Below are 23197 nucleotides of genomic sequence, written 5' to 3'. Positions count from 1 at the left end.
CACGGGGGGCGGCAGATGGCGTACGGGGAGAAGGGACCGCGGGTCCCTGTGGTCGACCTGGCCGACCGCCGGGCCCTGGAGCGGTACCGCCCGGCGGATTCCGGAGTGGTCGAGGAGGCGCGGCGGCTGAAGGAGGCCGCGCTGCTGGACTTCGGGCTGACCGAGTCGGCCGTGGCGTCGTGGCTGTACGCGAAATGCCATCACCAGATCCCGACGACAGCGGTGGACACCGCGGCCGTGGTCGCCTCGGGGGACGGCTCCTGCCTGCTGCTCTACAACCCGGACTTCTTCGTCGGACTGGGCCTGCCGGGGGTGAAGTTCGTGCTGTTCCACGAGGCCCGGCACCTGGTGCACCGGCACTTCTTCGCCGACCCCGACCTGCGCGCCGACCCCGTGTTCGTCGTGGCCACCGAGGTCTCCATCAACCATGTCGCGCTGGTCCGGCTCGACAGGGAGCAACTGCCCCTGCTGGACGGCCGGCCGACCGGCGTCGACCCGCGTGAGGTGTTCGAGCTGTACCGCGCGGATCTCCTGGCGCACGGTCTGGAGCCGCTGCCGTACGACCGGTTCATCGAGACGGACATGCGGGTGTACGGCGAGCTGAAGCGGATGCACCGGCCTCCCGTGCCCGAACGGCGGCTCTGTGCGCACCTGGTGGCGGGCGCGGTCCCCGCCGACCAGGAGACCGTCGACCTGGTCGCCTCCTCCGCGCTGCTCAACTCCCTGCTGGCGGCCCGGCGCGGGCACCCGGGCGCGGAGCGGGAACTGCTGGACCTGATGGGCCGCACCGAGGACGGCAACGCCCGCGCGGCCAAGCTCTGGGGCACTCTCGGCGCGGGCATGCTGCGCGGCGAGACCACGCCCACCCGTACCGTCGACTGGTGGCAGCGCTGGCTGGTCGATGTGCTCGCCTCCAAACTGCGCGAGGGCGAGCGCCTGGTGTACCCGAAGAAGCGCGGTGCGCTTCTCACCGCGCTCGGCCAGGACCCGATGCTCTCCCGCCGCGGCCCGGTCCGCGACAAGCTCCTGGTCATCGCCTACGACACCTCCGGCTCGATGTCCCACCGAGTGATCACCTGGCTCACCGAACTCGTCGGCGGGATCGACGGCGTCCAGGCGCACTGGCTGTCCTTCGACGCCGTGGTGATGCCCTTCACGCCCGGCGAGCGGGTCTACGGCGGAGGCGGTACGAGCTTCCAGGCCGTCGCCGACTACGTGGAGGGCCGCACCGAGGTGCAAGGGCGCCGTTTCGAGGAGACCCCGGACGCGGTGGTCGTCCTCACCGACGGATACGCTCCGCCGATCACGCCCGCCGAGCCGGACAAATGGATCTGGCTGATCACCGAGGGCGGCGACGAGTGGCCCGAGCGGCACACACCCGCGATGGACTGCCATCGCGTGACCACAGGATCACGGTAATGACCACGGATGTGAAACAGCCGACCCTGTCCCGTCTGGAGTCCTTCATCGACGCGATGATCGACCTCGGCCAGACCGGGCAGGTCTTCGGCGAGCACGGCATCGGCAAGACGGCGACGTTCTTCTCGCACATCGGCCGGGCCCACCCGGACACCGCCCTGGTGTACGTCCCGGCGGCGAACCTGACCCCGGACGATCTGCTCGTCAACGCGCCGGTGCGCGATCCGCACTCCGGTGAACTGGTGCTGCGCCAGCTGGTGATGAGCCAGCTCAAGCCGGGGCGGCCGTTCGTGCTGCTCATCGACGACTCGCTCCAGGCGGGCGAGACGATCCAGTCGCAGCTGATGCAGATCGCCTGCGACTGGACGCTGGGCGAGCACGATCTGCGCGCCCTCGGCTGTGTCGGCGTCTTCCTCACCGACAACGAGTCGCTGTCCGAGACCTCGGCCCGGCGCGGTGATCTGGCGCTGCTGGACCGTATGGTGACGATGCGCATCACGGCCAACGACACGTCCTGGCGGCGGCATCTGGCGGCCAAGTACCGCCCGTGGGACCTGCGGCCGGTGTTCTCGCTGTGGGCCTCCCTGCCGCCCGCGCTGCGCGAGGTGCTGTCCCCGCGCACCCTCGACCATGTGCTCGCCAACGCGCGGGAGGGCTTCCCGCTGCGCTGGGGCCTGCCCCTGGTCGGCGGCGAGCGGCTGCGCCTGGCCGAGCCCGCCCCGGACGGCCGGCCGGGCCCGAACCGCACCGCCGAGGTCCTGGACCGGATCGCCCAGGCGCTGGGCGTCCCCAATCCGTCGACGATCCCGGACCCGGTACGGCAGGTGGTGCGGGCCGCGCTGCGCAACCGCTGGACGGTGCTGCTCCAGGGCCCGCCGGGGTGCGGCAAGACGGAGCTGGTGCGGCAGACGCTGCGCGAGGGGCTCGGCCGGGAGGCGCTGTACTTCTCGCTGCCGGTCACCAACGTCGAGGACCTGTGCGCGCCGGTGCCGTCGGCCGACGGCACCCTGGACAACCTGCTGGCCGCGAAGTTCACCGGGCGCGAGCCGAAGGCGATCGTGTGGGACGAGTACAACCGGCCCAAGGACAAGGCCGCGTTCGCCAAGCTGATGGAGATCACCCAGGAGTGGTCGCTGGCGGGCCGCCCGATCGAGAACCTCCGCGCGCAGATAGCGGTCCAGAACCCGCCGTACCACCTGGGCCGCAAGCTGCTGGTGGCGCGGAACAACATCGCACAGGCGACCCGTTTCACCGCCTCGCTCCAGGTGCAGCCGGAGGACATCCCGGCCAATGAGTGGCTGCTCGCGCGGTACGGCCCGGACGCCGAGACGGTGCTGGAGTGGTGGAAGCACGACATCGACGACGAGGCCCGGGCCTGGATCACCAAGCGGACCCTGGAGCGGCTGATCAAGCTGCACCGGCGGGGGCTGCCGCTGGAGATGGCGACGGTCTACCTCGGCAACGGCGAGTACGCGCCTGTGCCGCTCACGGCGCTCATCGACCGGCTGCGCGGCCGCCCGGTGACGGGCCTGCACGAGCTGGCCCGGGACGCCGACGCCTGGGAGGCACGGCTGCGCCATGCGGCGGACGTCAGCGACGAGGGCGCGAACGACACCGACGTCGTCCACCAGATCCTGGCCAACGCCGAGCTGTCGCAGCTGAAGAAGCACCGGGCGGTGGTGACCCGGCTGGTGGCGCTGCTCCCGCCGAAGCTGCGGGCGACCTATCTGGTGGGCGCGGCGCAGCAGCAACAGCGGTTCTGGACGGAGGTGTTCATGGCGATGCGCCGGTGACAGCCGTCGAGTCGGGCGCGCCGCTCACCACTCCGCTTCCCGGTAGTCCTTCAGGAACACCCCGGACACCGGGTCGCCCGCCTCGCCCCGCACGATCGGGTCGTACACGCGGGCGGCGCCGTCCACGATGTCCAGCGGGGTGCGGAAGCCCGCGCCCGCCAAGCGGGCCTTCTTCGGCGCCGGGTTCTCGTCGGTGATCCAGCCGGTGTCAACGGCGCACATATGGACGCCCTGGGCGGCGAGTTCGGCGGCGCTGGTGCGGGTGAGCATGTTGAGCGCGGCCTTGGCCATGTTCGTGTGCGGGTGGCCGGCCGTCTTGTTGCGGACCGCGAACCGGCCCTCCACCGCAGTCACGTTGACGACGTAGCGGCGCGGTCGCGGCGCGGCGAGCAGCAGGGGCAGCAGCCGGTCGCAGAGCAGCGCCGGGGCGAGGGCGTTGACGAGCTGGGTCTCCAGGACCTCAGCCGGGTCGAGCGCGCCGAGCTGCGCGGACCAGGAGTTCTCCGGGGAGGGGTCGGGCAGCAGCCCCGCCTCGTCGGCCTCGCGCAGGGCGGCGGGCAGAGCCGCGGCGCCGCCGGTCAGCATCCGCATCGGTGTGAACCCGGGCGCCTTGCGGGCCCCTTCGGGCAGCGCGTCGTACTCCCCGGCGGCGAGCAGCGCGTAGGACTCGGGCGGGCGGCGGACCGTCTGGGCGGCGTTGTTGACGAGGATGTCCAGGGGTTCGCCCTCGGCCCGCAGCTCCTCGCACAGGCCCAGCACCTGGCGGGGGTCGCGCAGGTCCACGGCGAGGACGGTCAGCCGGTCGAGCCACTTCTCACTGCCGGGCTCGGCCCGGAAGCGGCGCACGGTGTCGTGCGGGAAGCGGCTGGTCACCAGGAGTTCGGCGCCGTCCCGGAGCATCATCAGCGCCAGCTGGAAGCCGATCTTGACCCGGCCGCCGGTGAGCAGCGCCCGGCGTCCGCCGAGATCGGTGCTCAGGGCGCGGCGGCTGCGGTTGTCGGCGGCGCAGTCGGGACAGAGCCGGTGGTAGAAGGAATCGACCTGTCGATAGGGGGACTTGCAGACATAGCAGCCGCGCGGCTTGTGGAAGCGGCCCGCGGCTCCGGGGTCGGCCAGCGGGGCGTCCTCGCGGCGGTCCACCGCCCCCGTCGCGGTCGCGGCCATCGCCGACGCGTCGGCCGCGGAGACCTCGGCCCCGCGGGCCTTCCGGCGCCGCAGCCTTCCGTCCCGGGCGAAGGAGGCGGCGACCTGCTCGGCGCGCAGCCGTACCGGGTCGTCGACGGGCAGGGCCCGCAGTCGGCCGACCGTGCGGTGGAAGGCGGCCAGCTCCTCCTCGTCGATGCCGTCGCCCATCCGTCCCCGCCTGTTCGTGCCTGCCGTGGGCCGGGCCGGAATCGAACCGGCTTCTCCTCCATGCCGTAGAGGTGCACCTGCCATTGTGCTACCGACCCGCGCGGCCCGGACGGCCGGATTCGAACCGGCGTATCCGCCCTGACAAGGCGGCGAGTCTGCCTCTGCTCCACATCCGGGGCGCTCCGGGATCCTAACCGCTCCAGGACGGCCGGCCGCACGGATTTACGGGCGGCCCCGGCGGTGCGACGGTGCCCGCAGGGGGTGAACACCATGGCGCAGACCCATGAGTGGATGTTCTACGAGGTCATGTGGCGCGGCTGGGCGGGGCGGGACCGGGTCCCGTATCCCGTGCCCTGGTGGGCGCAGCAGGCCTTCCGCCGCTGGAGCGACGACTTCGACTCCGGCACCTATGAATCGAAGGAGGCGGCCTTCGCCTCCAACGCCCTGTACCGCTACTGGCACCTGGTCGGGGTGAAGGACCATCGTCAGGAGTCACTGATCGGACAGGCCGGCGAGATCGAGCCGGTCTACGACGCGTACTGCCTGTCCTTCTTCCTGCACGACCCGGCGACCGGCACCTTACGGCTGCCGCAGCTCGCCGCCGGCGGCAAGGTGGAGCAGCGGTGGGAGGCGCCGCATCTGCCGGTCGTGCTGACGACGTTCCGCACCCCGGAGGACGTCGAGTTCGTGCAGCGCACCTTCGCGGCCCCGGTCGGGCCCCGGCAACGGGACCTGGTGGTCAGCCGGGTGACGGTGGGCAGTCCGACGGGGCGGCTTCGCGAGGGGCTGCTGTGCGCGGCGGTGCTGCCGGCCGGGCCGAGCGGCTTCCAGCGGCACGACCGGGGCGGCGGCGGCCGGGGCAGCGACCGGCGGCTGACGTTCCTGCGGCATCTGCCGGACGAGCGGCGGGTGGAGACCAGCACGGGCTGGGGTCCGGTGTTCGACACCGCTCCCGAGCAGTTCGGGGTGTACGGCAATCCGGACTTCTCCTTCGACCCGGACACCTATCTGACCCGGGGCCCGTTCCACGACCTGGTCGTGGGCGGCAAGCTGAACGGCGCGCTCCAGGCGCAGGACCAGGTGGCGGGCCTGTGCAGCGCGGTGTTCGGCTGGCCGTTCCGGGTGGTCGAGGACGAGGTGTTCGAGATCGCGGTACGGCTCCCGGTGGACGTCTTCAACGGCCCCGGCGACCTGGCCGAGCTGCGGGCGACCCCCACGGCCGAACTGGAGGGTGTCAACCGGGAGTTCTGGTCGGCGAAGCTCCTCCGGGAGGGCATGCAGCCGGAGTTGCCCCGGCCAGTCGCCCATCTGGCCGACCTCTTCCGGCAGGCCCGCTCCCAGCTGCTGATCCTCTCCGACCACGGCGAGATCCACCCGGGCCCCACGGTGTACGACTCCTTCTGGATCCGGGACTCCTCCGTCGAGGCGACCGCCTGCTCGCTGGTCGGCGACACGACCCTGGCCGAACGGCAGTTGGGCACCCACTACCCGCTGCGCTTCAACCGGGGCACCGGACGCGTCGGGCCGTGCGCGGAGTACGGCTTCTACGGCGGTCCGCACGAGAAGGACGACCGCGAGTGGGACAGCAACGGGCAGGCCCTGTGGGCGATCGGCCGCTTCGACCGCACCAGGGGCCGGCGCGCGGCCTTCGGCGCCAGGCTGTACGTCCCGTACGTCCTCGACGCCGCCCGCTGGATCCGGGACAACCGCGACCCGTACGGGCTGCTGCACAGTGGCTGGAGCGCCGAGCACCTCGGTGAGCGGGACAAGCCGCACTACTGGGACGACCTGTGGGGTCTGGCCGGACTGTACGAGGCCGCGCGGCTCGCGGAGCGGATCGGGGCGCCCGAAGTGCCCGAGCTGTGGGGCGCGTTCGACGATCTGAAGCGGGCGACCGGGGACTCGGTCCGCTGGGTGCTGAGCGAGCAGCGGCGGCGCGGCGCCTGGGAGACGTACATCCCGACCGGGCCCGCGGACGTGGGCCGGCGGGACTCGACGATGATCGGCACGGCCGCGTACTTCCATCCGCTGCGGCTGCACATGGGGAGCAAGCTGGGCGACGACATCGACCTGGCGGCCCGGCACACGCTGGACACGATGTACGCGCACTTCGTCACCGGGGGCTTCCGGCACGACGCGGCCTGGTCCGCCTACGGGCCGTATCTGACCCTGCAGTTGGCGCACGCGTATCTGCTCGCCGGGAATCCGGAGCGGATGGACGCGCTGCTCGGCTGGACGGTCGGCGCGGGCTTCCCCACGGTGGCCGGTCGGACCGTGGCGCTCGGCGCGTGGAACGAGCAGCACGCCTACCCGGTGGCCTCCGACTTCGGTGAAGTGCCCTACCCCCGCTGGTACATGGGGGACATCCCGCACGGCTGGGCGGCGGCCGAGTATCTGCTGCTGATCCGCGACATCCTCTTCTTCGAGGCCGACGAGGACCGGGACCGGCACCTGTACATCGCGCCGGGGGTACGGCCGCACTGGGTGCCCGGCGGTGCGCGGGTCGGGGTGGACGCGGCACCCACCCTGTTCGGCTCGCCGTTCGGCTACCGGCTCGGGCACGATCCGGCGGAGCGGACGGTGACGGTGGAGATCACTCAGGCGCCCCAGGGGGTGCGGTTCGTCTATCCGTGCGCGTTCGGTGAGGTGCGGTCGGTGTCCGCGGACGGGCGGGAGCTGCCGGTGACGGGCCGGGACGTGCGGGTGCCGGCCGGGACGCGGTGGTTCAGTGTGACGTACGCCTGAGCGCGAGGCGTTCCTTCTCGGAGAGACCGCCCCACACGCCGAAGCGCTCGTCGTTGTCGAGGGCGTACTCCAGACAGGCGGAGCGGATCGGGCACAGGCCGCAGATCCGCTTCGCCTCCCGTACGGAGCTGCCCGGCTCGGGGAAGAAGAATTCCGCCCCGGTCTGCGCGCACAACGCCTCGTCCTGCCAGGCGAGGTCGGGCGTGGGGACTGTGTCGATGAACATGGCGTGAAGTGTGCCCGGCGGCGAAAAACGTTCGATCAACGCCGGATCAACGCCGAGCGGCGAAGCCCCCCGGCGTCCGCGCGGCAGGGCCCCGGGCGCCGCTCGATGATGCCCCGGCGGCGCCCGCGAAAGCACGGCGGCGCGCGGTACGGCCGCGTCGGCGTCGCGGTGCCGTGCTGCGTCAGCCCGGCTGTGGCGCGCTCTTCATCACCCCTGCTGGGGCGTGCTCTTGATCACCGCGAAGCGCGCGCCGTAGGGGTCCGCCAGCTTGGCCATCCGGCCGACGCCCTCGACGTCGAGGGCGGGCATCCGCACCTTGCCGTCCAGTTCCAGCGCCTTGCCGACGGCGGCATCGACGTCCGTGACCTCGAAGTACGGCAGCCAGTACGGCTCGGTCTCGGCGCCGCTGGGGTCGTCGGCCAGGGCCACCAGGCCGCCGAACGCGGCACTCTCGTCCTCGCCGGCGGGGTTGATACCGGTGTAGACGCCGCCGGGGAAGTGCATCGCACAGGTCTCCCAGCCGAAGACGCGGTCGTAGAAGGCGGCCTCGCGGGCGATGTCGGCGGTGTACAGCTCGACCCAGCACAGCGAGCCGGGGTCCCCGACGACATCGAGTCCCTTGAGGGCGGCTGGCTGCCACACGCCGAAGGGCACACCGGCGTGATCGGCGAGGATCGCCATCCGCCCCTCCCCCATGACGTCGTCGGGTGGCACCAGCACGCTGCCGCCGGCCTGCTCGACCGCCTTGGCGGTGGCGTCGGCGTCCCGGCTCTGGAAGTAGACGGTCCAGGCGGGCGGCCCCTGCTCGGGGGTGGTCTGCATACCGCCCGCCGCGGTGCGCCCGTCGAGCTGGAAGAAGCCGTACCCGCCGGCCTCCGGCCCCGCCGAGCGGAACTCCCAGCCGAACAGCGCGCGGTAGAAGGAGGTGGCGCCCCCGATGTCGGCGGTTCCGACATCGGCCCAGTTGGGAGCGCCCTGAACAAAGCGGGTGGTGAGCATCGTGCCCTCCTCTGAGGGTTCCCGTCGCCTGCCCCATCGAGTCTTCCACCGCCCACTGACAATCGCCGTCGGGGAGCGTCCTAGGCTGTCGGCGTGTTCTTCGGCAGACGCAGGGAGCAGGAGCGGCAGCGGGGGCTGGCCACCCGGCTGGGGTCGGCCGAGGCCGAGGTCCGGGCGGGTGCGGCGAAGGAGGTCGCTCAGGCCCGCGATCCGGTGTGGGCCGTGCGGGAGCTGGCGCGGGCGCTGGACGGGGAGCCGACGCCGGAGACGTTCGACGCGATCGCGGGACCGTTCGCCGACGCCCTGTGCCGGGAGCGGGCGACCCGGCAACGTGTCGAGCAGATGTTCGCATCCCATGTCGACGACCCCGTCGCCCTGGTGCGGGACTGGACGGCGTTCCTGGCCGAGCTCGGGGTCGAGACGGCCGCGCCGAGGGCCGACGACGATCTGGCCCAGGAGGTGCGCGGCAGGCTGGAGCGGCTGCGGGAGCAGGGCTGGCGGCCCCACGAGCTGGCGCGGATGCGGCCGGACTCCTTCGCGTACATGGTGGCCTTCGGCACCGCCGTCGAACTGCTGCACGAGGCCGTCCTCCGCACCGCTCCCCTTCCCCCACTGGAGGCGGAGCGCGCCCGCCAGGAGACCCGGGACGCCTTCGAGCGGGCCCTCGTCCATCCGGCGGACAGCGACGAGCGCGGCGACATCCTGATCGACCTGTGCGAACGCCCGGACACCGAGTCCTGGACGGACCGCTCCCTGGCTGTGCTGCGTGTCGAGGAGGCCCTGGCCCTGTGCCGGAGCGCCGCACCGGACCGGGCGACCCTGGGTGTGGAGGCCCTGGAGTGCATGCTCCTCTTCAGCGACGAGGTGCGGCGCGACGCGATCCGGGAGTCCCTCGACCGCCTGTGCGCACAGCGGCAGCCGAACGCCCTTGCCACCGCGCTGCGCTGCTACACCCTGCTCCAGAACGAACGCCCGCTGAGCGACCCGCCGGTCGGCCTGTTCCTGACGGCACTGAGCCACCCCGACGCCCCTGTGCGGGCCGCCGCCGCTTCCGGGCTGGACGCGTTCGGCGGCGGCCTGCCCGAGGAGGGCCGGGTGGTCGCCGCACTGGTCGACGCCCTGGACCAGGATCCGGAGATCACGGTCGTGCGCGCCGCCGCGACCTCCCTGGCGCTGATCGTCTGCTCCGAGGAGTCCAACACCCGTGCGGCATCGCTGGCGTTGACCCGCAAGGCCGACGCCGCCGACGCCCGCCTGCGTGCCGCGAGCGTCGAAGGGGCCCTGTTCCGGGAGGAGCCCGGAGCCTTCGCCCGCCTCCTGGCCGAGCTGGAACGGCCTGATGTGGAGCCGGTGTTCGTGCATGTCACCGACTTCATCTGCGGCCTGAAGTACGGCGGCGTCCCGGGCCCCGTACGCAGCGAGCTGACCCGGCTGCTGGAGCAACTCGACCACGCCGGATGGCCCGAGCTGCCGGTCGACGACGACCTCTATCCGGACCCGGAGGACCGCGCCGACCTGCTGGAGAAGACCCTGGAGACGCTCCGCGCCCCCGCCTAGTGTTCGTGCGGCTCGTACCCCGGAATGGTCCCGTCCGTCTTCCTGACCAGGAACAGCCCCACCATCCCCATGTCGGAGTGGCTCTGGACATGGCAGTGGTACATCCACGCCCCGGCGCCGACCCCCTCCCCCGCGATCACCTGGAAGCCGAAGGAGTCCGCCGGGCCCACGATCTTGTTGTCGATGACCTGACTGGGATCGTCGGGCCCGGTGAGCATGCCCGTGCGGTTGTCGGCCCAGCGATGACCGTGCATATGGAAGGTGTGGTAGTACTCGCCGTGCGTGATCATCACGAACTCGATCCGATCACCCACGGTGGCCTCGAAGTTGGGCCCCGAGTGCGCCGGCTTGTTGTTGATCAGCATGTCGTTGAAGACGATCGTGTACGTCCTGTCCGGCAGGACGTCGCCCGCCCGCCGCACGATCACCGGGCCGTAGAGTCCCTTGCGGATACCGACCGTTCCGTGTTCCGTGCCGACGACATGGTCGTGGTAGTGCCAGTAACCCGCGCTGCCCGCCCGCCAGGTGCCGTCCTTGCGGCGCCCCGGGAGATGGGTGCGCCAGGTGTAGGTGCGGGTGCCACCGGGCTCGACGTCGCTCTTGTTCAGCTTGGTGCCGTCGCTGGTGATCTCGTAGTCAAGACCGTGCACATGGAGGCTGGCCGCCACATCCATGGTGTTCTCGAACTCGATGTGCAGGGTGTCGCCCTCGTTGACCTCGATCAACGGTCCCGGGATCGACGCCTTGCCCTTCTCGAAGCCGTAGCCCAGCTGCCCGTCGGCGAGCTTCTCGGCGTACAGCTTGATGTGTCTGACCTCGCCTCCGGCGGCCGCCGTACGCGCCGCCCGGTCGACTCCGCTCGCCTCGGGCGCCAGCGACAACGATGTCGTGAGGGCCGCGCCACCCAGCAGCACCCGCCGGTTGAACCCGCGTCTGTCCATGCCGAACTCCCCTGTTCCGGTACGGAGTTCGAGACAGTAGCGGGACAGCGGCCGTTTATCCACACTCAGGACAAAGTTCGATTCATCGCGGCCATAGGTATTGGCGAGTGACGCAAAGAGGTCTAACTTCTCTGGCGCTGTTGCTGTGACCGAGGAGGTGCCCATGCACTTACGAGGGTTGAGCGGAAGAAGACGCGGCTGGGCGGCGGTCGTCGCGGCCGGAGTCGTCACCGCAGGACTGGTGTCGGGTCCGCCCGCGAGCGCGCGCCCGGCCCCCGACCCGTCCCTGACAACGATGTCCATCAAGTCGCCCCCGGGCGGCGCGAACGTACGGGTGCTGATCTTCTACGGCTCGGCCGCCGCCGGTGACGAGTCACCTCTGGTGAACGCCGGGATCGAGGCGATCGAGCGTATCGGGCTCTCGGGCCCTGCGGACGAGCGGTTCAAGGTCGAGGCGACCGACGACGCCTCGGTCTTCACCGACGAGACCAGGCTGGGCCGTTACAACGCCGTCGTGTTCCCGACCGGCGGCGGCGATGTGCTCGATCCCGAGCAGGAGGCCGGACTCGAGGCCTACATGGAGGCGGGCGGCGGTTTCGTCGGCCTGCACGACGCGGCGCGCGCCGAGCCGTACTCCGAGTGGTTCACCGGACTGATCGGCGCGCGGCCCGCCGCCGGCGGCCCGACCACCGTGCAGCGGGCTACCGTCGAGGTCGGCGACCGGGCGCATCCGGCCACCAAGGACCTCCCCGTGCAGTGGAAGCGGCCCGACCGCTGGCTCAACTGGACGAAGAACCCGACCGGTTCGGTGCACACCGTCGCCCGGGTGCGCGAGTCGACGTACCAGCCCGGGGCGAGCGCCAACGGCTGGGACCACCCGGTGAGCTGGTGCCGGGACTACGACGGCGGCCGGTCCTTCTACACCGCCATGGGCGGCACGGTGTCCGCGTACGACGAGACCGACTTCCGCGCCCATCTGCGCGGCGCCCTGCTGTGGACGACGCGGCTGGCGCGGGCGGACTGCAAGGCCACCATCACCGGCAACTACACGGCCGAGCGGCTCACCAAGCCCAACCAGCCGGGGCAGAACGACCAGATCGGCGAACCGCACGGCCTGGTCACCGCGCCCGACGGGCGGGTGCTCTACATCGGCCGGGGCGGCGCCGACTCCTCGCAGCCGGTGGTCACCGACTGGAACAACCCCGACATCGGCAAGGGCAAGGGCGAGATCCACGTCTACGACCCGAGGACCAAGCAGGTCACCCTGGCCGGGGCGCTCTCCGTCTTCGGCAACAAGGGCGGCGGCGACGAACTGGTCAAGGTCGAGGAGGGGTTGCTCGGTATCGAGCTCGACCCGCGCTTCCAGGAGAACGGGTGGGTGTATCTGCACTACACCCCGCACTCCGGGATCAACCGGACGACGCGGATGGCCGAGCGGCGGGTCTCCCGCTTCACCCTCGACCTCGCGACCGACAAACTCGACCTGGGCAGCGAGAAGGTGCTGCTCAAGTGGCCGGTGCAGATCCACAGTTGCTGCCACGCGGGCGGTGGGATGGCCTGGGACTCCAAGGGCAACCTGTACATCGCGACCGGTGACAACAACTCCAGCCGCTTCAGCGACGGTTACTCGGGCAACAACCCGCAGCCCAACTACCAGGGCGTCTCCTTCGCCGACGCGCGCCGCACCGCGGGCAACACCAACAACCTCAACGGCAAGATCCTGCGCATCCATCCGGAGCCGGACGGCACCTACACCCTGCCGGAGGGGAACCTGTTCACCGGCCGGGAGACCGCCGAGGGCGGCGGCAAGACACGCGGCGAGATCTATGTGATGGGCGTCAGGAACCCGGCCCGTATCTCGGTCGACAAGTCGACCGATGTCCTCTACGCGGGCTGGGTCGGCCCCGACGCGGGCGCCCCCTCGACGACCTGGGGTCCGGCGAAGTACGACACCTTCGCGGTGATCACCAAGGCGGGCAACCGGGGCTGGCCGTACTGCATGGGCAACAAGCAGCCCTACCGGGACCGCAATCTGCCGGATCCCACCAAGCCGCTCGGCTGGTACGACTGCGACCACCCGAAGAACGAGTCGCCGAACAACGACGGCCTGGTCAATCTGCCGCCGGTGACCGGCAACAACATCTGGTACTCACCCCAGGGCGGCGGCCCGGACTTCCCGCGCGACGCCAACGGCGTCCCCTCCTACAAGCAGGCGGAGTCGACGTACCGCCTGCCGTGGCTCAAGGGCGGCGGGCAGGCCGCGATGAACGGCCCGGTCTACCGCTACGACGGCGGCAGCGCGAGGGAGGTCAAGTGGCCCGCGTACTGGGACGGCAAGTGGTTCGTCGGCGACTTCTACGACGCCGACCAGCCGCGCAACGCGGTCATCACCGATCCGAAGAACCACGGTGAGGGCGGACTCCCGGTGCACGCGGAGTCGTTGAAGAAGATCGTGCCGCTCGGCAACGACGGCATCAAGAACCTCATGGACTGGAAGTTCGGTCCGGACGGCGCGCTCTACGTGCTCGACTACGGCCGGGGCTTCTTCACCTCGGACGCCAAGTCGGCGCTGTGGCGGGTCACTTACTCGGGCGGCGCACCGACGCCGGCCCCCGACCAGCTGGCGAGGGGAGCGCGATGACGCGGCAGCGAAGACTCTTCACGGCCCTGCTGGCCGCCGTACTGGTGTTGCTCGGGTTGCAGGCCGCGCCGTCCAGCGCGCGGCCCGAGCGGGCCGCCGCCGCGGAGCAGGTGCTCACCTGGACCGCGGGCGACGACATCACCAAGTACAACTCGGCGCCCACCACGGCGGTGGCGGGCACGGCGACGATCGTCTTCGAGAACAGCGCGGCGACCGGCAACACCACCGGCATGCCGCACACCCTGACGTTCGCCACCAGCGACCCCGAGTTCAACAGCGATGTCCAGCTCAACATCCTGGCGAGCCCGAACGACGACATGGGCGGCCGGCACACCGCCCAGGTCACCCTCACCCCGGGCCGCTACTTCTACTCCTGCACGATCCCGGGCCACGGCCAGATGCAGGGCATCCTCGTCGTCACCGAGGGCACCGGCGAGGACACCACCGCGCCGGAGACCTCGGCCCATGTCTCCGGGACGCAGAACTCCCAGGGGCAGTACGTCGGTTCGGCGAGCGTGATGATCCACGCGAGCGACGAGGGCGGCTCCGGGGTGGACCGGGTCGAGTACGCGATCGGCGACTCCGGTGCCTGGCAGCCGTACATGACGCCGGTCGTGATCGACCAGGTGGGCAGTCACAGGGTGCGCTACCGGGCCTCCGACAAGGCGGGCAACGTCGCCGCCGAGAAGAGCGCGGAGTTCACGGTGGTCGCCCCGCCCACGGAGGACCGGACCCCGCCGGAGACCTCGGCGACGGTGAGCGGTGAGCGCAATCCCGACGGCACCTATGTCGACATGGCGACGGTGACCGTCACCGCCTCCGACACCGGCTCGGGCGTCAACACCATCGAGTACGCGCTCGGGGCCTCCGGCGCCTGGCAGCCGTACACCACGCCGGTGATGGTCCATCAGGTCGGCACGCACACCGTGCGGTTCCGGGCCACCGACAAGGCGGGCAACGTCGCCGCCGAGAAGAGCGTGGAGTTCACGGTGGTCGCCGCGCCGCCCGAGGACACCACCCCGCCGGTGACGGGCGTGACCGTGGAGGGCACCCGCAACTCCGACGGCGCGTATGTGGCGAGCGCGAAGGTCACCGTCAGCGCGACCGACGCGGGCGGCGTCGCGGGCATCGAGTACTCGCTCGACGGCGGGCCCTATCTCGCCTACAGCGCACCGGTGATCGTCGACCGAGCGGGCGCCCACACCCTCGCCTACCGGGCGACGGACCAGGCGGGCAACACCTCCGCGGCCCGGACCGTGAGCTTCACGGTCGTGCCGGGCGGGGTTCCGGCACCGCCCTGTCCGGAGTACGACGAGCGGCTGACGGTGATCGTCGGCACGGTCGACTCCGGGGTGCCGAACCGGCTGACCAACAACCGGTGCCGCATCAACGAGTTGATCGAGGACGAGAAGGAGTGGACCTCGCACGCGCTGTTCCTCAAGCATGTGAAGACGGTCCTGGACCGGCTGCTGAAGGAAGGCGTCGTCGACCAGCGCGAGGTCAACGCCATCACCAAGGCCGCCCGCCAGTCCGGCATCGGCAGGCCGGGCCAGACCGAGGGCTATCGGGCGATCTTCGACGGCAGCGCCGGCTCGTTCGCCAAGTGGCAGCATGTGGGCGGCGGTTCGTTCGGGCTGAACCCCGACGGCTCGATGACCAGCGGCACCACGAAGGCCGGTCTCGGCATGCTGTGGTTCCCCGAGCGCAAGTACGGCGACTTCTCGCTGCGCCTGCAGTGGCGTGACGACGCGCCGGGCACCGGCAACGCCAACTCCGGTGTGTTCGTGCGCTTCCCGTGGGTCCACGACCACCCGGAGGAGACGCGGCCGGAGTGGGTCGCCATCAAGTACGGGCACGAGGTGCAGGTCCTCGACCGTCCCGACGGCGACATGTACAAGACGGGCTCGGTCTACGGCTTCGACCGCGTGGGCCTGGCCGGCGCGGGCGTGACCGAGAAGGGCACCTGGAACGACTACGAGATCCGGGTGGTGGACCAGCACTACTCGGTCTACCGCAACGGCGTCCTGATCAACGAGTTCGACAACACCGGCGGCCAGGACTTCACCCCGCCCCGCTCGGACGACCCGGGCACGGACGGGCGCCGGTTCGCCTCCGGCTACCTCGGACTCCAGGTCCACGGCACGACCGACGTGGTGTCCTACCGGGACATCCGGATCAAGGAGTTGTAGGGCACACGCCCTACGACCCCTCTTTGCGGGCTCGGCTCGGCTGTACCCGCTTGGGCTCTCCCGGCATCTTGGGGTACTCGGGCGGGTACGGCAGATCGCCGAGCCCGTGGTCGTGCTCGTCCCGGCGGGCCAGCTCCAGCAGCGGCTCCAGGGAGAAGCGGTGGTCGTCCATGTCCGCGTGCACATCGCCGAGTTCGGCGAAGCGCGCGGGCATGGTCGCCAGGTCGAAGTCACGGGGGTGCGCGACGCCGACCTCGTCCCAGCGCAGGGGTGCGGAGACGGGGGCGTGCGGACGGGGGCGTACGGAGTAGGCGGAGGCGATCGTGCGGTCCCGGGCGGTCTGGTTGTAGTCCACGAAGATGCGCTCGCCCCGCTCCTCCTTCCACCACTTGATCGTCACCTGATCCGGCATCCGCCGCTCCAGCTCCCGCCCGACGGCGATGGCGGCCCGGCGGACCTGGGTGAAGGTCCAGCGCGGTTCGATGGGCACGAAGACGTGCAGGCCGCGTCCGCCGGAGGTCTTGGGCCACCCCTTCAGTCCGCCGAACTCCTCCAGCACCGCCCGCAGTTCGTGCGCGGCGCGGACCGCGTCGTCGAAGTCGGTGCCGGGCTGCGGGTCGAGGTCGATGCGGAGTTCGTCGGGGCTGTCGACGTCGTCGCGGCGCACCGGCCAGGGGTGGAAGGTGAGCGTGCCGTACTGGGCGGCCCACAGCACGGCCGCCTCCTCGGTGGGGCACATCTCGTCGGCGCTGCGGCCGCTGGGGAAGGTGATGTGGGCCCGCGGGATCCAGTCGGGCATGTTCTTCGGGGCCCGCTTCTGGAAGAAGTTCTCGCCGTCCACCCCGTCCGGGTAGCGCTCCAGGGTGGTGGGCCGGTTCCGCAGGGCGCGCAGGATGCCGGGCCCGACGGCCTGGTAGTACCGGGCGAGGTCCAGCTTGGTGAACCCGCGCTCCGGGAAGAAGATCTTGTCCGGACTGGACAGCCGCACCGCGCGCCCGCCCGCCTCCAGCTCCACCGCTTCACCCATGCGAGCCACGGTAGGCCCACCCTCCATGCCTCGCATACCGGGCAGAGGCGTACATATACGAGCAGAATCGACCCATGGACCTGCCCGTGATGCCGCCCGTGAAGCCGATGCTCGCCAAGTCGGTGGCGAAGATCCCGCCGGGGATGCAGTACGAGGCGAAGTGGGACGGGTTCCGGGCGATCGTGTTCCGCGACGGCGACGAGGTCGAGCTGGGCAGCCGTACCACCAAGTCGCTGACCAGGTACTTCCCGGAGCTGGTGGAGGCGCTCAAGGAGCGGGTGCCCGAGCGGTGCGTGCTGGACGGGGAGATCGTGATCGCCCGCGAGGGGCGGCTGGACTTCGACGCGCTCACCGAGCGGATCCACCCGGCGGCCTCCCGGGTGCGGACGCTGGCCGAGCGCACCCCGGCCTCCTTCGTGGCCTTCGATCTGCTGGCACTGGCCGACGAGTCGCTGCTGGACGTGGAGCTGACCGACCGCAGGAAGCTGCTGACCAGGGCGCTCGCGGGAGCGACGCCGCCGGTGCACCTGGCGCCCGCGACGACCGAGGTCGAGGTGGCCGAGCGGTGGTTCGAGCAGTACGAGGGCGCCGGTCTGGACGGGGTGATCGCCAAGCCGCTCGCCTCGCGCTATCTCCAGGACGAGCGCGCCATGTTCAAGATCAAGCACGAGCGCACGGCCGATGTGGTGGTGGCCGGTTACCGGCTGCACAAGAGCGGGCCGGTCGTCGGCTCCCTGCTGCTCGGGCTCCACGACGACCGCGGCACGCTCCAGCACGTGGGGGTCTCCGCCGCCTTCGCCATGAAGGTGCGGGCCCAGCTGATCGAGGAGCTGGCACCCCTGCGCATGGACGACACCACGGGGCATCCCTGGGCGGCGTGGGCGGAGGAGGCGGCGCACGAGTCGGCCCGGCTGCCGGGGGCGCCGAGCCGCTGGTCCGGCAAGAAGGACCTGTCCTGGGTGCCGCTCAGGCCGGAACGGGTGTGCGAGGTGGCCTACGACCACATGGAGAACGGGGCGCGTTTCCGGCACACCGCCCGCTTCCGCCGCTGGCGCCCGGACCGGACGCCGGAGAGCTGTACGTACGCCCAGCTGGAGGAGCCGGTCCGGTACGACCTGAACGAGATCCTCGGCGGCTGATCGGAGTAGTTCACGCAGGCAATCAGATCCGAGCGGGTAAGGCCACCGTTGAACTAATTAGCGCACAATCGTTAATAGAGAACGGGGTGGCACCGGTGGGCATGGGACGCAGGGCGCGTACCAGACGCGTCGCGACGACCGCGGCACTGCTGGCCTCGGCGATGACGATCTCCCTGGCGGCGGGCTGCGGCACGCCGGGCGACGGGCGTGACGACGGCCGGGCACCCGATCAGGAACTGCGGCACAGCCCCGATGGCGACGAGCAGACCCCCGTCGCCGAGGGCTCGGTGCTCGCCGTGAAGATCGACAACGTCGCCCGGGCCAAGCCCCAGACCGGCCTGGACGCCGCGGACATCGTCTACGTCGAGCAGGTCGAGGGCGGACTGAGCCGTCTGATGGCGGTGTACGCCAGCAAGCTGCCCGAGACCGTCGGCCCGGTGCGCAGCGCCCGCGAGTCCGATCTGGAGCTGCTGCGCCAGTTCGACGACCCGACGCTCGCCTTCTCCGGCGCCCAGCGCAAGCTGCTGCCGCTGATCGACGGGGCACCCCTGAACGCCCAGCCGCCCGGCCGGACCTCCGGCGCCTACTACCGCGGCACCGACAGACCCGCCCCGCACAACCTCTTTCTGCGCCCCGGCCGACTGCTCCCCTCCGCCCCCGGCGCCGGCGCGCTGACCACCGGCTTCCGCTACGGCGCCGCACCCTCCGGCGGCACCGCGGACACCTCGGAAACCGTCCGCTACCCGGCCGCCCGCTTCACCTTCACCTGGTCCGAGGACCGGGCGGGCTGGCTGGTCTCGCAGGACGGCACACCCACCGTGACCTCGGACGGCAAGCGGCCGGCCCCGGCGACGGTCGTCGTCCAATACGTCACGATCCGCAAGTCCGACTACCACGACTCGGCCGGCAACTACACGCCGTACACCGAGACGACCGGCTCGGGGAAGGCGAAGGTGCTGCGCGACGGACGGGCCTACGACGTCGACTGGAAGCGCGCGAAGCCCACGGACGGCACGGATTTCACGACCCCGGACGGCAACCCGGTGAACTTCGCCGAGGGCCAGGTGTGGGTGGTGCTGGCCAAGGCGTCCTGAGGCGTCCCGGGCTTCGCGATCAGCCCTGTGCGACGAGGGGTTCCGTGGGATTGCGGAGCCCCTCGGCCGCGTCCGCGACCCGGCGGATGAGGTCGAAGAAGACGGTCTGCTCCTCGGCGGACAGGGGCGCGAGGAAGACCTGGTTCATCCGGGCGGTGCGCACGGTGAGCTTGCGGTGGATACGCGCCCCGTCGTCGGTCAGGCGCAGCAGGAAGCGCCGGCCGTCCTGCGGGTCGCGGACCTTGTCCAGCAGCCCGCGGCGGCCGAGCCGGCTGATCACCTCGGCGATGGTCGACCGGTCGAGCCCCACCCGCTCCCCCACCGTCCGCTGGTCGAGTCCCGGCTCGGCGACGAGGGTGTTCAGAACGGCGAACTGCGGGGAGGTGATCTCCTCCGAGACCATCGTGTTCCACAGCAGGTGGTGCGCCTGCTGCAACCGCCGGGCCAGATGCCCGGGATGGGTGGCCAGATCCACCGCGGCCATATGCGCTCCCAGTCGTCGAATTCGTTGGTGCACTGAACGATACCGCCAGCGGCGGGCTCCGTCTGCATCCGCCGACCTGCTGTTTTCCGGAGGTCTTGACGCTTCGCCCCTCCGGTGGCAGCGTGAAGGACACCTCGCTGAAATACTCAGTGCCCTGATTAATTGCTGGCCCGGGCGCGCGGACGAGACGGGACTTCACGGATGGACAAGGTGGTTGCCACCGCTGTCGAGGCGGTGGCTGATGTGCCCGACGGCGCGTCGCTGGCGGTGGGCGGTTTCGGGCTGAGCGGTGTGCCGAACGTACTGATCGAGGCCCTGTACGAGCGGGGCGTGTCCGGCCTGTCGGTGGTCTCCAACAACTGCGGCGCCATGGAGTCGGGCCTCGCGGTGCTGCTCGCGGCCGGGCGGATCGCCCGGGTGACCGGCTCCTACATCGGCGCGAACAAGGAGTTCGCCCGCCAGTACCTGGCCGGTGAGCTGGAGGTCGAGATGATCCCCCAGGGCACGCTGGCCGAGCGGCTGCGGGCCGGCGGGGCCGGTATCCCCGCCTTCTACACCCCGGCAGGGGTCGGCACCCAGGTCGCCGAGGGCGGACTGCCCTGGCGCTACGACGGCTCCGGCGGCGTCGCGCTGGCCTCGCCGCCGAAGGAGGTGCGGACCTTCGACGGCACGGAGTACGTCCTGGAGCACGGCATCCGCACCGACTTCGCCCTGGTCCGCGCGGCCAAGGGCGACCGGCACGGGAACCTGGTGTTCAACAAGTCCGCCCGCAACTTCAACCCCCTCGCCGCCATGGCCGGACGGGTGACCGTCGCCGAGGTGGAGGAGCTGGTGGAGCCCGGCACGATCGATCCGGACGCGGTGCATCTGCCCGGCATCTTCGTGCAGCGGGTCGTCGCCCTCACGCCCGGGCAGGCGGCGGACAAGAGGATCGAGCAGCGGACGGTGAGCAGCTGATGGCCTGGACGCGTGCGGAGATGGCCGCGCGGGCGGCCCGCGAGCTGGCGGACGGCCAGTACGTCAATCTCGGCATCGGTCTGCCGACGCTGATCCCGAACTACCTCCCGGAGGGTGTGGAGGTGGTCCTGGAGAGCGAGAACGGCATCCTGGGCACCGGCCCCTATCCCACCGCGGACGCCGTGGATCCGGATCTGATCAACGCAGGGAAGGAGACCGTGACCGTCCTCCCGGGGGCGTCCTTCTTCGACTCCGCGCTGTCCTTCTCGATGATCCGGGGCGGGCACATCGACGTGGCGGTGCTGGGCGCGATGCAGGTCTCCGCGGGCGGCGACCTGGCGAACTGGGCCATCCCGGGGAAGCTGATCACCGGGATCGGCGGGGCGATGGACCTGGTCCACGGCGCCCGTACGGTCATCGTGGTGATGACCCACACCGCGAAGGACTGCTCGCCGAAGATCCTCAAGGAGTGCGCGCTGCCGCTCACGGGCAAGGCGTGCGTGAACCGAGTCATCACCGATCTCGGCGTGCTCGATGTGACGCCCGAGGGCCTGCTGCTCGTCGAGACGGCGCCCGGGGTGAGCGTGGACGAGGTCATCGCGAAGACCGACGCGGAACTGACCGTTGCGGAGGATCTGCTGTGAACCCGGTTTACATCGTCGACGCCGTACGCACCCCGATCGGCCGCTACAACGGAGGGCTCAGCGCGGTCCGCCCCGACGACCTCGGCGCCCACGCCATCCGTGAACTCCTCGCCCGCACCCCGGAACTGGACCCGGCCCGGATCGAGGACGTCTGCTTCGGCAACGCCAACGGCGCCGGTGAGGAGAACCGCAACGTCGGCCGTATGGCCGCGCTCCTCGCCGGGCTGCCGACCTCGGTGCCGGGCGTCACCGTCAACCGCCTGTGCGCCTCCGGCCTGGAGGCGGTCATCCAGGCCGCCCGCGCCATCGCCGCCGGGGACGCCTCCATCGCCGTGGCGGGCGGAGTGGAGTCCATGACACGGGCGCCGTACGTACTGCCCAAGTCCGACCGGCCCTTCCCCGCCACCCACACCGAGCTGTACTCCACCACCCTCGGCTGGCGCATGGTCAACCCGCGGATGGAACCTCAGTGGACCGTCCCGCTCGGGGAGTCGGCCGAACTCATCGCCGACAAGCACAAGATCGGCCGGGAGCGGCAGGACGAGTTCGCGCTCGCCTCGCACCGGAAAGCGGCCCGCGCCCAGCAGGCCGGGCTCTTCGACGCCGAACTGGCGCCGGTGGCGATCCCGCAGCGGAAGGGCGACCCGGTCGTCCTCGGCGCCGACGAGTGCGTACGGCCCGACGCGTCGCTGGAGGCCATGGCCAGGCTCAAGCCGTCCTTCCGCGAGGACGGCGGCACGGTCACCGCGGGCAACGCGTCCCCGCTCAACGACGGTGCCGCGGCGCTGCTGCTGGTCGACGAGGAGGGCCTCAGGGCCACCGGCCGGGAGCCGCTCGCGCGGATCTCCGCCACCGGCGTCAACGCCCTGGACCCGCACTACTTCGGGCTCGCCCCCGTCGAGGCGGTCAACCGGGCACTGGCCAAGGCGGGCAAGGCATTCGACGACCTCTCCGTCCTGGAGCTGAACGAGGCGTTCGCCGCCCAGGTCCTCGGCTGTGTCGCCGAATGGCCCGAGTTCGACCCGGCGATCCTCAACCCGCAGGGCGGCGCCATCGCCCTCGGCCACCCCCTCGGCGCCTCCGGCGCCCGTCTCGCCGGGACCGTGGCCCACCAACTCGCGCGCCAGGGCTCCGGCACCGGCGTCGCCACCCTCTGCATCGGCGTCGGCCAGGGCCTCGCCCTCGTCCTCGAACGTTAAGACCCCGAGGAACCTCATGACTCTCACCCAGCAGGACATCGACCAGGAGATCGCGGCCGAGCACGCCGCGTACGAGAAGCGGGTCGCCGACGGGGCGCCCGTCGAGCATCACCCGCGGCGCGACTACGCGCCGTACCGTTCCTCCGTGCTGCGCCACCCCAAGCAGCCGCCGGTCGCGATCGACGTCAGCAAGGACCCGGAGCTGGTGGAGCTGTGCTCCCCCGCCTTCGGGGAGCGGGACATCACCGAGATCGACAACGACCTGACGCGGCAGCACCACGGCGAGCCGATCGGTGAGCGAATCACCGTCTCCGGGCGGCTGCTGGACCGTTCCGGGCGCCCGGTGCGCGGTCAGCTCGTGGAGATCTGGCAGGCCAACTCGGCGGGCCGCTACGCCCATCAGCGCGAGCAGCACGACGCCCCGCTGGACCCCAACTTCACCGGCGTCGGCCGCACGCTGAGCGACGACAACGGCTTCTACTCCTTCACCACCGTCCAGCCGGGCCCGTACCCCTGGCGCCAGCACCTCAATGCCTGGCGCCCCGCGCACATCCACTTCTCCGTGTTCGGCACAGCGTTCACGCAGCGGCTGGTGACGCAGATGTACTTCCCGAGCGACCCGCTCTTCCCGTACGACCCGATCATCCAGTCGGTGACGGACGACGCGGCCCGCCAGCGGCTGATCGCGACCTACGACCACAGCCTGTCGGTGCCGGAGTTCTCCATGGGCTACCACTGGGACATCGTGCTCGACGGCCCGGACGCCACCTGGATCGAGGAAGGGCGCTGA

Annotated in this window: 18 protein-coding genes and 2 tRNA genes; 12 read left to right on the top strand and 8 right to left on the bottom strand. The window is 71.1% G+C overall.

Annotation, left to right across the window (positions count from 1 at the left end; translation table 11 throughout):
• Positions 1–15 precede the first annotated feature (15 nt).
• Together STRCI_RS34120 and STRCI_RS34115 are read left to right on the top strand one after the other, a co-directional pair.
• Positions 16–1419 (top strand): vWA domain-containing protein, encoded by a 1404-nt coding sequence (locus STRCI_RS34120; RefSeq protein WP_269662821.1) that lies wholly within the window; start codon positions 16–18, stop codon positions 1417–1419.
• On the top strand, positions 1419–3212 hold the full coding sequence (locus STRCI_RS34115; protein ID WP_269662820.1) for an AAA family ATPase: 1794 nt from the start codon (positions 1419–1421) through the stop codon (positions 3210–3212). The genes STRCI_RS34120 and STRCI_RS34115 overlap by 1 nt, the downstream gene beginning before the upstream one ends.
• Positions 3213–3236: 24 nt before the next feature.
• On the opposite strand, the gene STRCI_RS34110 is transcribed toward STRCI_RS34115, so the two are convergent.
• The 3 genes from STRCI_RS34110 to STRCI_RS34100 form a co-directional block, all read right to left on the bottom strand.
• Positions 3237–4565, bottom strand: coding sequence for an SDR family NAD(P)-dependent oxidoreductase (locus STRCI_RS34110; RefSeq protein ID WP_269662819.1), 1329 nt, complete (start codon positions 4563–4565; stop codon positions 3237–3239).
• 26 nt (positions 4566–4591) lie between these two features.
• Positions 4592–4663: transfer RNA gene (locus STRCI_RS34105), tRNA-Ala, on the bottom strand.
• A 6-nt stretch (positions 4664–4669) separates the two neighbouring features.
• Positions 4670–4741, bottom strand: a tRNA-Asp gene (locus STRCI_RS34100).
• A 94-nt stretch (positions 4742–4835) separates the two neighbouring features.
• Here STRCI_RS34100 and STRCI_RS34095 point away from each other — a divergent pair.
• Positions 4836–7310, top strand: coding sequence for a prenyltransferase/squalene oxidase repeat-containing protein (locus STRCI_RS34095; RefSeq protein ID WP_269662818.1), 2475 nt, complete (start codon positions 4836–4838; stop codon positions 7308–7310).
• On the opposite strand, the gene STRCI_RS34090 is transcribed toward STRCI_RS34095, so the two are convergent.
• Both STRCI_RS34090 and STRCI_RS34085 read right to left on the bottom strand, forming a co-directional pair.
• Positions 7291–7536, bottom strand: a complete 246-nt coding sequence (locus STRCI_RS34090) for a WhiB family transcriptional regulator (protein ID WP_269662817.1) — start codon at positions 7534–7536, stop codon at positions 7291–7293. The genes STRCI_RS34095 and STRCI_RS34090 overlap by 20 nt on opposite strands.
• A gap of 207 nt (positions 7537–7743) precedes the next feature.
• Entirely contained in the window at positions 7744–8535 is a 792-nt protein-coding gene (locus STRCI_RS34085; RefSeq protein ID WP_269662816.1) for a VOC family protein, read from the bottom strand.
• A 93-nt stretch (positions 8536–8628) separates the two neighbouring features.
• Between STRCI_RS34085 and STRCI_RS34080 the strand changes: the two genes are divergently transcribed.
• Positions 8629–10092: a hypothetical protein gene (locus STRCI_RS34080; RefSeq protein ID WP_269662815.1), complete on the top strand. Its 1464-nt coding sequence runs from the start codon at positions 8629–8631 to the stop codon at positions 10090–10092.
• Here the strand turns inward: STRCI_RS34080 and STRCI_RS34075 are convergent.
• Positions 10089–11033, bottom strand: a complete 945-nt coding sequence (locus tag STRCI_RS34075) for a multicopper oxidase domain-containing protein (RefSeq protein ID WP_269662814.1) — start codon at positions 11031–11033, stop codon at positions 10089–10091. The genes STRCI_RS34080 and STRCI_RS34075 overlap by 4 nt on opposite strands.
• 163 nt (positions 11034–11196) lie before the next feature.
• On the opposite strand from STRCI_RS34075, the gene STRCI_RS34070 reads away from it, so the two are divergent.
• Positions 11197–13674 (top strand): ThuA domain-containing protein, encoded by a 2478-nt coding sequence (locus STRCI_RS34070; protein ID WP_269662813.1) that lies wholly within the window; start codon positions 11197–11199, stop codon positions 13672–13674.
• The gene (locus STRCI_RS34065; protein WP_269662812.1) at positions 13671–15863 is read left to right on the top strand and encodes an OmpL47-type beta-barrel domain-containing protein; all 2193 of its coding nucleotides are present in this window, start codon (positions 13671–13673) and stop codon (positions 15861–15863) included. Before STRCI_RS34070 ends, STRCI_RS34065 begins: the two co-directional genes overlap by 4 nt.
• 10 nt (positions 15864–15873) lie before the next feature.
• On the opposite strand, the gene ligD is transcribed toward STRCI_RS34065, so the two are convergent.
• Positions 15874–16890 (bottom strand): non-homologous end-joining DNA ligase, encoded by a 1017-nt coding sequence (gene ligD / locus STRCI_RS34060; RefSeq protein ID WP_269662811.1) that lies wholly within the window; start codon positions 16888–16890, stop codon positions 15874–15876.
• Between the two features lie 74 nt (positions 16891–16964).
• Here ligD and STRCI_RS34055 point away from each other — a divergent pair, with 74 nt between their 5' ends.
• A complete protein-coding gene (locus STRCI_RS34055) occupies positions 16965–18029 on the top strand; it encodes an ATP-dependent DNA ligase (protein ID WP_269662810.1) in 1065 nt (354 codons plus the stop codon).
• 101 nt (positions 18030–18130) lie between these two features.
• Positions 18131–19123, top strand: a complete 993-nt coding sequence (locus tag STRCI_RS34050; protein ID WP_269662809.1) for a DUF3048 domain-containing protein — start codon at positions 18131–18133, stop codon at positions 19121–19123.
• 19 nt (positions 19124–19142) lie between these two features.
• Here STRCI_RS34050 and STRCI_RS34045 read toward each other — a convergent pair whose 3' ends face one another.
• Positions 19143–19607 carry a MarR family winged helix-turn-helix transcriptional regulator gene (locus STRCI_RS34045; protein WP_269662808.1) on the bottom strand — a complete coding sequence of 155 codons (465 nt, stop codon included), beginning with the start codon at positions 19605–19607 and terminating at the stop codon, positions 19143–19145.
• A 201-nt stretch (positions 19608–19808) separates the two neighbouring features.
• On the opposite strand from STRCI_RS34045, the gene STRCI_RS34040 reads away from it, so the two are divergent.
• Genes STRCI_RS34040 through pcaH form a run of 4 tightly spaced genes read left to right on the top strand, consistent with a single transcriptional unit; the run spans position 19809 to position 23197 of the window.
• Positions 19809–20564: a CoA transferase subunit A gene (locus tag STRCI_RS34040; RefSeq protein ID WP_269662807.1), complete on the top strand. Its 756-nt coding sequence runs from the start codon at positions 19809–19811 to the stop codon at positions 20562–20564.
• A complete protein-coding gene (locus STRCI_RS34035; protein WP_269662806.1) occupies positions 20564–21208 on the top strand; it encodes a 3-oxoacid CoA-transferase subunit B in 645 nt (214 codons plus the stop codon). Before STRCI_RS34040 ends, STRCI_RS34035 begins: the two co-directional genes overlap by 1 nt.
• Positions 21205–22407, top strand: coding sequence for a thiolase family protein (locus STRCI_RS34030; protein ID WP_269662805.1), 1203 nt, complete (start codon positions 21205–21207; stop codon positions 22405–22407). The genes STRCI_RS34035 and STRCI_RS34030 overlap by 4 nt, the downstream gene beginning before the upstream one ends.
• 16 nt (positions 22408–22423) lie before the next feature.
• Complete coding sequence (pcaH, locus tag STRCI_RS34025; RefSeq protein WP_269662804.1) at positions 22424–23197, top strand: protocatechuate 3,4-dioxygenase subunit beta; 774 nt, start codon at positions 22424–22426, stop codon at positions 23195–23197.

Source organism: Streptomyces cinnabarinus (genome assembly GCF_027270315.1).
Taxonomy (GTDB): domain Bacteria; phylum Actinomycetota; class Actinomycetes; order Streptomycetales; family Streptomycetaceae; genus Streptomyces; species Streptomyces cinnabarinus.
This window is presented reverse-complemented; position numbering and strand designations above follow the sequence as displayed.